Origin of the sequence: Bacillus cereus group sp. MYBK14-1 (genome assembly GCF_051916885.1) — a bacterium.
Taxonomy (GTDB): Bacteria; Bacillota; Bacilli; order Bacillales; family Bacillaceae_G; genus Bacillus_A; species Bacillus_A cereus.
Map to the genome: position 1 here is coordinate 189,632 of NZ_JBQAHM010000011.1, position 10,980 is coordinate 200,611.

The following is a 10,980-nucleotide window of genomic DNA, read 5'->3' on the forward strand; positions in this document are numbered from 1 at the left end:
GGGAATATTGAAAATATGTTTTGCTGCTTCATCAGGGGGACATCTAGAGCAATTAATGATGCTACATCCAATGATGAAAGATCATGATAGTTTTATTTTGACAGAGAAGACAAATTACCAATTTAATTCAAAAGGCATTAAGTCTTATGATGTCATTCAAATTAATAGAAGGGAATTCTCCTTCTTTTTTAAATTTATTATTTTAGTTTTTCAGTCTATATTTATTTTATTGAAAGAGAAACCGGATGTTGTTATCTCTACTGGAGCATTAGCGACAGTGCCCATGTGTTTATTAGCTAAGTTGTTTAAGAAGAAATTAATTTTTATAGAATCCTTCTCTAAAATCACTTCACCGACTATTACAGGTAAATTGATGTATAAGTATGCAGATTTATTCTTAGTGCAATGGGAAGATATGAAACAATTTTATCCAGATGCAACTTATGGAGGCGGAATATATTGATTTTTGTAACAGTAGGTTCCCAAAAATTCCAATTTAATAGATTGTTAGAAGAAGTTGATCGTTTAGTTGAAGAAAAAAAAATAAAACCAGATGAAGTGTTTGCTCAAATTGGTTATTCAACATACGAACCACGTTATTACTCATACAAGAAATTTTTAAATAAAGAAGAATTTTTGGATTTAATGTTTAAAAGTGAAATAGTGATTACTCATGGAGGAACAGGTTCTATTATAAACGGGGTAAAACAAGAAAAGAAAGTAATAGGTGTTCCTCGAACTGTAGAATATGGTGAACATGTAGACAATCACCAATTTGAAATAATTGAGCAATTCACAAATTCAAACTTAATATATGGAATTTCAGATGTTAAAGAACTAGAAAAATCATTAGATGTTGTGAAAGAAATGAATTTCAAAAAATATCAATCTAATACTAGTAATATTATTGATATACTTGAGACGTTTTTAAAAAAGACTCTATAATACATATAACTAAAAATATATAGAAATAGGTGAGCGAATGAAAGTTATCATGATTGGATCTCACATACGTGTAACAGGTGGGATTACCAGAGTGGTAAAGAACTATATACAAGCGGGCCTTAATGAGAAAACTGATTTAGAATATTTTCCAACTTATTATGGTAGTAATCATTTTGTAAATATAGTTTATTTTATCATTCAATATGTAAAGTTGTTCTTTAAACTTAATATACTAAAAAATAAATATGATATAGCTCATATTCATATGTCGTATAGAGGAAGTTTTATTCGAAAAAGTAAAATTATAAAGATGTTGCATAAGAATGGTATTCCAATTGTATTACATATGCACGGCTCTCAATTTAAAGATTTTTATAATGAAAGTTCGGATAAAAGAAAGAAAGATATTGTGGATGCATTAAACAAGGTAACCGTGATATTAGCTTTAGGAGAGCAGTGGAAAGAATACTATAAATCAATTAGTACAGCGAAAGTGGTTTCTTTAGATAATGCAGTTTTTCCGAAAAACGTCAGCAGCAATTCCCAGGATGCAGTTTATATCACAACAATGGGAGTGCTTTCTCAAAGAAAAGGTACATATGATTTGATTGAGGTAGGCGCTAAATTAAAAGGAAAAATAGATAACAAATATAAATTTGTTTTAGCCGGTGATGGAGAAATCGATAAGGTCAAAAAGAAAATTGCTGAAATGGAATTAGAGGATTTGTTTGTTGTTCCAGGTTGGATATCAGATGAGACTAAGATAGAAGAAATTTATCGAAAAAGTGCCATTTATGTACTACCATCCTATAATGAAGGCATGCCAATGTCTATATTAGAAGCAATGAGTTACGGTTTACCTGTTATATCTACCGATGTTGGTTCTATTGCTTCTGTTGTAGAAGAAGATAATGGATTTGTGATAAAACCGGGAGATGTAACAGAATTAGCAGATAAAATCATTTATTTATTAAATAATCCACATAATATGGAATCTTTTGGTGAAAATAACACAAAAAAAATATCTGAAAAATATAATGTATATAATTCTTTGGAGAAGGTTTATTTATTATACGAGGAAATAATAAAAAATAAATAAGTTACTTTTTAGTTAATAATTTTTAGTGAGTATTTCTTTATTATAAATTTTAAAGGTACATATAATAGAGATATAAGCATAAAGAGAAGAAATGTTAGGCTATTGTGTTTATAGCTAGTAAAATAATATAGAAATAAAATTAGTTTTTCGGAAATAAGAAAGATAAAAAAGGAAATTATATTTATTTTGGTTTTACGTAAAATTGAAAGTACTGTAAAACTCCAAGTGAATGTAATAGATAGGAATAGAGTAATGAATAAAATAATTGTAGGTAGTGTATTCTTTTTTTCTTATTTTCTTATTATGGGAAATAAGTTCAATAATATATATGTATACCCATCTGCTTTGATATGTTTTATTTATATTATGTATACCTTATTTAATTTATTAAAGGTAAAACGCATAAAGATTAATATAACTAAACAAGAATTGACAATGATAGTGGCACTTATGGTGTATATGCTATTTACATTAGTAATAGGGTTATATATGGGAATTGAGAATAAATCTATATATAAAGTATATCTAAATAATTTATATATTATAACATTTATATTTATTCTTGTTTTTTTTAAGTGGACAGATGATTTTTCGATTAGATTCGCTAGAATCTTTAGTTATATATTAATTATTATGGGAATAATGGGTATTTTCTTGTATATTAAAGGAATCTATGGAATTAATATTACTTTTACTTCGCCATTTTTCACCACGTATGATGAGAATACCATGATGCATTATTTTAACGAAGTTAGGCTGCAATCAATATTCTCACAAAAAACAAAGTATGCCTTTTATTGTCTAACAGGAATGTTCTTGTTAAAAATTAATCCATATTTAGATGTGAAAATACGTTGGATTGGAATAATAATATTAGCCATTAATGTTGTACTTACAAATTCGATGATGTCTCTTGTAGCGATGGCGGCATTAATAGTTACGTTTATTAATTATAAAAAAATTAACAAATATTTTAGATATCTTATTGCTTTTGCTACAATTTTGGGAGCTTCTATATGTAGTTTACTAGTGTTAAATTATACTTCAAATATACGAGATTTAAGTAGTTGGGGCTCAAGGAAATATATTTGGGAGGGTGCACTAGATCTTTTAAAACAAAATCCTTATGGAGTGATAGACAATTGGTATTTATATAGAATAAATACATATTTTCAAGGCGCACATAATGTGTTTTTAAATGAATTTCTCGATTACGGAATTATAGGTGGTAGCATATTCTTGCTTGTTTATTGTCTCTTTTTCTACAATTTATTTAAAATTGATAAGAGAACGATAGGCTTCTTTTTAGCTACGACAATATTATTTATGGTTGATAATGTTTATTATTGGGAGATAATTCCTGTTTTTTGGTTCTCTTATTTAATAATCAAAGTTTTCTTGAATAGTAATGAGGAATTAACTGATGTGAAATCCGTCAAAACGTAAATTAGAATAATTTTTTAGTAAAAGGTAGCAAAATGCTTATTTGCTACCTTTTATTAATGAAATTAAAAAGATGCAGGAAATTATAAGAGGTAAATAAATATGAAAAAAATTTTACTTGTACCAAAGAGTCAATATGGATATAACACGGATTATTTGAAAATGGTTGATTATTTAGCTGATCAAAATATAGAGATTGATATATATTGTTTCGATAACGGAAACGCTAAAGTGAAAATTCCGAATAATGTTAATTTGGAATATGTATCACGTAGTAAAAATAAATTTATTAATTATGTCAAATATAATTTAGGTATAATTAAATATATTATGAAAAATAGAAAAGAATATAATTGGATTATTATAAGCGGAACAATTGAATATTGTGGTCTTATTCCAATGTTAATGAAAAAAATAACACCTGGAACAAAATGGATAATGGATATTCGAACATGTGCTGTGTTTGCCAGTGAAAAGAAAAGACGTTTTTATGATAATGCCATGAAGTGGTCTACAAGGTTTTTTGATCATGTTACAGTTATTTCTAATTTGTTAGCAAAAAAATTACAAATACCAAAGTATACGTTATTACCTTTAGGAGCAAACCGCATTGTTGATATAAGCCAAAAAGAGCTTAATAAAGGTGAGATTAGATTTCTATATGTGGGGACATTTGAGAATAGAAATTTTGAAAATGTTATTAAAGCGTATGATATTTTTTGTAAAAGAGTAGGTAAGGGTATAAAAACCCAATTTGATATAGTTGGTTTTGCATATACGGAAAAATATCAACAAAAAGTTATAAGAGCAATAGATGATGCAGAAAATAAAGACAAGATACAATATCATGGTAGAAAGAGCCACGATGAAATAAGAGATCTTTTCAGACAAGCAACAGTAGGTTTTTCTTATGTACCAATTACAGATTACTATGACGTACAACCTCCTACTAAAACATATGAATATATTATTAATGGAATTGTATGTATAGGTACTAATACAAAAGCTAATGCAGAAATTATTAATAGTACAAACGGAATACTGATTAATGACGATATAAATAGCATTGTTAATGGGATGGAAAGGGTTTTGGAAGGTATCTCTAAATACAATGTATTAAAATTAGCAGCAACTGTTGAGTATTATGAATGGGAAAAAATAGAATCCCGATTTTATAGATTTTTAAAGGAAATAGACATTAAAGATAACTAAAAAATAATTTATTAGTTATTATCTTGTTTCTAGATGGATTTAAATTCTATTGATGGTAGGTTAAAAAATGAAAAATATATTATTTGTCATCCCTTATCTAGGTGGTGGAGGAGCAGAAAGAGTATTAATAGATTTAATGAATGTCTTAAATCGACAACAAAAATACAATATTACCCTTTTTACAATTGGAAGCGGCATATTAGATGATCAATTAGATAGTGAAATAAAACATGTTAAATTGGTTAAAGTAAATTTAGCTAATCAGGACATGTTTTCAAAAATAAAAATTAAAGTAATTTTTAAGTTATTGAAAATGTTGAGTCCAGCAAGGATGAGGAGCTTCTTAAATCAATTTTTAAGAGGGAAATTTGATATTGAAATAGCTTTCTTAGAAGGCTTTCCAATAAAATTTGTATCGCAAAGTAATTCGAAAAAAATAGGTTGGATACACACAGATTTAAATCGGTTTAATTATTGTAAATCATACTTTAAAAGTAAATCTGAAGAGATGGATAGCTATTCGAAAATGGATAAGATAGCTTTTGTATCTGAGTTATGTAAAGAAGGGTACCTAGAATATTTTAATCATATTGATAATCATAATAATCTCTATGTAATAAAGAACCTTCTTAATATAGAGCGAATTATAGCTTTATCTAAGGAAAGTGTAAATTTAGATTTTAAGTATATTTGTAGTGTTGGTAGATTAAGTGATGAAAAAGGATTCGATCGCTTAATTAAGGGATATTATAGGCTAAAGGACGAAGGGCATATAAATAATCTTAAATTAGTGATAATAGGTAGTGGAAAGAAAGAAAATGATTTAAAGAACCTTGTTGCAAATTTAAAACTAGAAGGGGATATTCTGTTTATACCATTCAATAAAAATCCATATAAGTACATACGGAATAGTGAATTCTTTGTTTCATCTTCAAGGGTAGAAGGTTACCCTACAGTTGTTTTAGAAGCATTAATTCTTGAAAAATCGGTGATTGCTACTAATACAGGTGCGGCTACAATTTTAAATGCTGGGGAATTCGGTTTAGTAGTTCCAAATAATTCAGATGGAATTATAGATGGTATGAAAGAATTAATATGTAATAGACCATTGTATACAACAAAAGCATTATCTGGAAAGAAAATGGTATTAGACCAAAATCAGCACAAGCTGAGTGGAATTATTGAATTTCTTGAGCGATAGAAAAAGGAAAGTTACTATTATCTATAATGAAAATATATTATTAGAAGAAATCTTAAGAGTATTTATTGAATGCCGATGAGTAATAGGGGGGAAATATTTGAAGAAAATTTTATTTATTATAGGGCAATTAGGTGCAGGTGGAGCAGAGAGAGTTCTAGTGGATGTTGCAAATAATTTATCAAGGAATAGAGATTATTCTGTGACTGTTTTTACCTTTTGTAAAAATAAATTAGATAATCAACTTTCAGAAAAAGTAAAGCATGTTAGTTTATTTAATATAAGTGCCAGTTCAAGAAGAATTAGTGATAGAATTTTAAATCGGTTTATCATAATTAATTTTTTCAAGTTATGCCAAAAGATTGATGCAAATTATATACGAAAAATAATGAGTTATCGTTTGAAAGAAAATTATGATGTTGAGATTGGTTTTGTTGAAGGGTTACCTATTAAAATATCTTCTTCTTTAGATCATATTAAATCTAGAAAACATATCGGATGGATTCATACAGATTTAAGCAGACACAACCATGCTGAAAACTTTTTTAAAAACTATTCAATAGAAACAGAAATATACGATAGTTTGGATAATATGGTTTTTGTATCAGAACAATCGGAAAAAGGCTATAATGCATACTTTAATAAAAAACATAATGGTAGTGCTATTATTCCAAATTTCATAGATTGCGAACGTATTAAAACATTAGCTGAAGAAAAATGCGAACTAAGTTTTAAATATATTTGTTCTGTTGGAAGATTAGTGAAAGAAAAGGGATTTGATAGATTAATCAAAGCATATGCGATCTTAAGAAAAAAGGATAAGATTAAGGATTTTAAATTAGTTATAATTGGTAGTGGTTATGAAGAAAATAAATTAAAACAATTAGCAGTCGACCTAGGGATTGGGGAAGATGTTATATTTATACCCTTTGTAGAAAACCCATATAAGTATATTAAAAATAGTGAGTTTTTTATATCTTCATCGAGAGTTGAAGGGTATTCCTTAGTTGTAGCAGAAGCAATTCTTTTAGAGGTTCCAGTGGTGTCAACAAGGACTGGAACGGTTAGCATACTTGGTGAAAGTGAGTATGGTTTGATTGTAGATAATACAACAGAAGGTATTATCGAAGGGGTAAAGCAGTTAACTAGCGATATTCATTCCTTTAAATGTAGGGCAAGTAAAGGAAGTATAGAGGTTGAAACAATTAATCGAGAAAATATGAAAAAAGTAATTTCTTTAATTGAGAACTAAGTGCAGAAAATATTAAACATGAGAGATGTGTCATAAATCATGAGTAGTTTAACCAGAAATACAATTTATAGTTTTATAAATCAAATAGTATTATTAATTATACCTTTTATAACTTTTCCTTATATTTCAAGAGTATTAGGACCAGGAAACTATGGAACTATTAATTATGCAACTAGTATAGTAACTATTTTTGCCGTATTTGCGGGAACAGGATTAATTGGATATGCAACACGTGAAATAGCTATAGTTAGTAATGATAAAGAAAAACTAAGTTTGAAATTTCAAGAATTATTTATTATACAACTAGTATTGACAATTATTATGTTGTGTTTATACGGAGCGTTTTTATTTAATAATACAGAAATGAGAAGTGAATTTCTCATCTTCTTTATTACGGGATTAACAATGTTAACTAATTTATTTACTTTTCAATGGTTTTTTGTGGGTATAGAAAAATTTAAATATATTACAACACGTGATCTTGTGGTGAAAATTATTTTTGTTCTTTGTGTATTTATATTCATCAAAGAAAAAAATGATTACCTATTATATGTTGTATTAAATTTGGGGAGTTTTATGCTGACGGCCTCTTTAAACAGTTGGTATTTATTAAAGTTTGTTAAACTGAAAAAAGGAAAATTATCTTTAAAAAACCACCTAAAACCAGTGCTTTTAGCATTAGTCATTTCGTTTATAAGTACAGTTACATTACAATTAAATTCAGTTCTCTTAGGAACCATTGCTGTAAAGGCAAAACTAGGAGTTTATAATGTGGGTATAAAAATGACAACAATGTTAGTAGCTATTGTTTCAAATGCGTTTGCTGTATTATTACCAAGGCTTAGTTATTTGAATAGCAATGATGACCATAGCTCACAGCAGAAAATCTTAAATAAGAGTGGACATTTTTTAGGCATTGTTTCAATACCAGTGTGCATAGGTTTTATTTTATATTCAGATTTAATAATAAATACTCTCTTTGGGCAATCTTATTCAGGCGCTATAATAGTATCACAAATTACATCAGTATGTTTAGTAATAATGCCACTGGTAGCAATTTATGCATATTATTTGTATTCTGCTAGCAAAGAACATATATCCATATATGCCATGATAATAGCCTTAGTTATTAATGTTATTGCAAATATTATTTTGACAACAAAGTATTTTGTCGTTGGTGCAGCGATTACATTTGTATTAACAGAGTTCTCTAAGTTAGTGGTTTATTATTTCTTTTTAAGAAGATTGGGTATGAATTCTAGGTTGTTTTCAAAGAATTACTTATCATATTGCTTTATATCTATTATAACAATTGTAGTACCGTATATAATATTTAGCCCTAAAGGGATATTTTCATCTGTATTTACTATAATAGGTAGTGTTATTTTTTATTTTATTTCATTGGGAATACTTAAGGATAAGTATTTTATGGATTGTGTCCAGATTATAAAAAATATGTTGGTCCGTAGAGGAAGTAAATAAATTTTGACAATATAAGATTGACTACTTTAATAGATAACTGATAAATTAAGATATGAAATGGATTATAAGAATATAAAGAAGGTATAAAATATGAAAAAGAAAATTATATTTTGGATTCTAGGTATTGTTGGTGTTCTTATCGTTGCAGGTGGTGCATATGCATATAGCGTTTATTCTAATGTATCTAATACTTTAGATGCGGTGCATAAACCGCTAGAACGTGATAAGTCTGAAAAACGTGATCAAAAAGTAGATGTTGCAGATAAAAAGCCTATTTCTATTTTATTAATGGGAACAGATCAAAGAGAAAGTGAAACATCAAGATCTGATTCATTGATGTTATTTACTTTGAATCCTCAAAAAAAATCAATGAAGATTACAAGTATTCCCCGTGATACTTATACAGAAATCATTGGTAAAGGTAAAAAAGATAAGATTAACCATGCTTATGCTTTTGGTGGTATTGATATGGCTGTAAAAACAACGGAGAATTTTCTTAATGTACCAGTCGATCATTACATTGAAGTGAATATGGCTGGTTTTAAAGATATTGTGGATGCTGTTGGTGGCGTTGATGTAAATAACGATTTAGATTTTACATCAAGGGATACACACTTTGCTAAAGGTGAAATTCATTTAGATGGTGAAAAAGCTTTAAAATATACTCGTATGCGTTATGAAGATCCACGCGGTGACTTCGGTCGTCAAATGCGCCAACGTCAAGTTATTCAAGCTGTAATTAAAAAGGGCGCAAGTGTATCGTCTCTATCAAGCTACGGTGATGTATTAAAAGCAATTGAGAAAAACGTAAAAACAAGTTTAACGCAAGATCAAATGTTTGATATTCAAAAGAATTATAAAGATTGCATGCAGAATAGTGAAGAGATTCAAATCCCAGGTGACGGCCACAAAGCCGCCGATGGTATTTGGTACTATTATGTTCCAGATGCAGCAAAACAAGATTTAACGAATAAATTAAAAGCGCATCTTGAATTAACTAAGTAATATGTAACAACCCAACTCCTTTGGAAGGAGTTGGGTTTATTTTTGCATGGATTTATATTAATATTATATGTTGTGAGATTAATAGATGAGGTGAATCGATGAATAAGAAAGCAGTACTTGTCCTTGTTATTTTTGTATTGTTTGTAGCTTCGATTGTGAGCGGTAAATTGTACTGGAATAAGAAGATTGCGAATGCAACAGGACAAACGAGTGAAGTAACGAAAACAAAGGCTGAAGTAAAAGATAGCAAGGCAAAGAAAGAAGAGAAAAAGGAAGAAAAAAAACAAGATGCGAAATCATCTTTTAATGAGGCATACGCGAAGAACTTGCCAGATGCAGTGAAAGAGAAGTTAAAGAAAGCCGCTGAGGATAAAAAGGCAGTAAACCTTGTTATTGTTGGTGACGAAGCTTCTTCATCTGAAAAAAGTGCTTGGGCAGCTAAGTTAACTGCGAATTTAGAAACTGCTTACGGTAAAGGTTTATGGAATGTGACTGTAAAGGAATATAAGGGTGAAAGCACAGAAGAGTTAATTACGAATAAACGTGATAAAGAGATTGCAAAAGAGAATCCAGATGTGATTTTATTTGAACCACCGTTTATTACTGATAACGGTAAAACTGGTAATGGAAACTCTGTTGTGAATACACAGAAGTTCGTTCAAGCACTTTCTACTAGTGCAAAGGGTGCTACGATTATGATTCAACCATCAAATCCAGTGTATGGTGCGAAGAATTATCCGAAATCGATTGAAGCATTAAAACAATTTGCGACGCAAAATAATTATACATATATTGATCATTGGGGAGCATGGCCGGATGCAACAACAAAGGCTATTTTACCGTACTTACAAGAAGAATTTGGTTTCCCAAGTGCTAAAGGTCATGATGTTTGGGCTCAATATGTAACGAATTATTTCATAGCTAAATAAAATCTGTGAGAAGAAAATCATTTGTTTTAATAAAGGATAAATGATTTTCTTTTTTATTAAGGTTTAATAATATTGGAGGTTTAATTATGGGAATACTTGTAACAGGTGGAGCAGGATATATTGGTAGTCATACATGTGTAGAATTACTAAATAGCGGTTACGAAATTATAGTAGTGGATAATCTTTCGAATAGCTCGGTAGAATCTATAAATCGAGTGAAAGAAATAACAGGAAAACAATTTAAGTTTTATAAAGAAGATATTTTAAATCGCGAAGCGCTTGACGCAATTTTTGAAGAAAATGAAATTGAAGCAGTTATTCACTTTGCAGGATTTAAAGCTGTAGGGGAGTCAGTAGCGATTCCATTAACATATTATCATAACAACATTACAAGCACGTTAGTGCTATGTGAAGT

General features: G+C 28.9%; 11 protein-coding genes. All 11 read left to right on the top strand.

What is annotated here, in order from left to right:
* Positions 1 to 7: 7 nt before the first annotated feature.
* A complete protein-coding gene (gene pssD, locus ACTFR3_RS23635; protein ID WP_000686464.1) occupies positions 8 to 463 on the top strand; it encodes a PssD/Cps14F family polysaccharide biosynthesis glycosyltransferase in 456 nt (151 codons plus the stop codon).
* Positions 460 to 945, top strand: coding sequence for a PssE/Cps14G family polysaccharide biosynthesis glycosyltransferase (pssE, locus tag ACTFR3_RS23640; protein ID WP_000578429.1), 486 nt, complete (start codon positions 460 to 462; stop codon positions 943 to 945). Before pssD ends, pssE begins: the two co-directional genes overlap by 4 nt.
* A 37-nt stretch (positions 946 to 982) precedes the next feature.
* Complete coding sequence (locus tag ACTFR3_RS23645) at positions 983 to 2,044, top strand: glycosyltransferase family 4 protein (RefSeq protein ID WP_153579379.1); 1,062 nt, start codon at positions 983 to 985, stop codon at positions 2,042 to 2,044.
* 252 nt (positions 2,045 to 2,296) lie between these two features.
* On the top strand, positions 2,297 to 3,490 hold the full coding sequence (locus ACTFR3_RS23650) for an O-antigen ligase family protein (protein ID WP_227751891.1): 1,194 nt from the start codon (positions 2,297 to 2,299) through the stop codon (positions 3,488 to 3,490).
* Positions 3,491 to 3,589: 99 nt separating this feature from the next.
* A complete protein-coding gene (locus ACTFR3_RS23655) occupies positions 3,590 to 4,699 on the top strand; it encodes a glycosyltransferase family 4 protein (RefSeq protein ID WP_440044844.1) in 1,110 nt (369 codons plus the stop codon).
* A 67-nt stretch (positions 4,700 to 4,766) separates the two neighbouring features.
* Positions 4,767 to 5,900, top strand: a complete 1,134-nt coding sequence (locus tag ACTFR3_RS23660; RefSeq protein WP_139019815.1) for a glycosyltransferase — start codon at positions 4,767 to 4,769, stop codon at positions 5,898 to 5,900.
* Between the two features lie 97 nt (positions 5,901 to 5,997).
* Entirely contained in the window at positions 5,998 to 7,149 is a 1,152-nt protein-coding gene (locus ACTFR3_RS23665) for a glycosyltransferase (protein WP_063538132.1), read from the top strand.
* A gap of 39 nt (positions 7,150 to 7,188) precedes the next feature.
* Positions 7,189 to 8,631: a flippase gene (locus tag ACTFR3_RS23670; RefSeq protein WP_048538364.1), complete on the top strand. Its 1,443-nt coding sequence runs from the start codon at positions 7,189 to 7,191 to the stop codon at positions 8,629 to 8,631.
* 90 nt (positions 8,632 to 8,721) lie between these two features.
* On the top strand, positions 8,722 to 9,636 hold the full coding sequence (tagU, locus tag ACTFR3_RS23675) for a polyisoprenyl-teichoic acid--peptidoglycan teichoic acid transferase TagU (protein WP_000726823.1): 915 nt from the start codon (positions 8,722 to 8,724) through the stop codon (positions 9,634 to 9,636).
* A 98-nt stretch (positions 9,637 to 9,734) separates the two neighbouring features.
* Positions 9,735 to 10,565: an SGNH/GDSL hydrolase family protein gene (locus ACTFR3_RS23680; RefSeq protein ID WP_048538365.1), complete on the top strand. Its 831-nt coding sequence runs from the start codon at positions 9,735 to 9,737 to the stop codon at positions 10,563 to 10,565.
* A gap of 86 nt (positions 10,566 to 10,651) precedes the next feature.
* The coding region (locus ACTFR3_RS23685) for an SDR family NAD(P)-dependent oxidoreductase (protein ID WP_440044847.1) at positions 10,652 to 10,980 on the top strand (329 nt) is incomplete at its 3' end.

Coding starts and splice junctions, on each gene's coding strand:
- ACTFR3_RS23670 (WP_048538364.1), top strand. CDS start 7,189: ATGAGTAGTTTAACCAGAAATACAATTTATAGTTTTATAAATCAAATA.
- ACTFR3_RS23645 (WP_153579379.1), top strand. CDS start 983: ATGAAAGTTATCATGATTGGATCTCACATACGTGTAACAGGTGGGATT.
- ACTFR3_RS23660 (WP_139019815.1), top strand. CDS start 4,767: ATGAAAAATATATTATTTGTCATCCCTTATCTAGGTGGTGGAGGAGCA.
- ACTFR3_RS23650 (WP_227751891.1), top strand. CDS start 2,297: ATGAATAAAATAATTGTAGGTAGTGTATTCTTTTTTTCTTATTTTCTT.
- tagU (WP_000726823.1), top strand. CDS start 8,722: ATGAAAAAGAAAATTATATTTTGGATTCTAGGTATTGTTGGTGTTCTT.
- ACTFR3_RS23655 (WP_440044844.1), top strand. CDS start 3,590: ATGAAAAAAATTTTACTTGTACCAAAGAGTCAATATGGATATAACACG.
- ACTFR3_RS23680 (WP_048538365.1), top strand. CDS start 9,735: ATGAATAAGAAAGCAGTACTTGTCCTTGTTATTTTTGTATTGTTTGTA.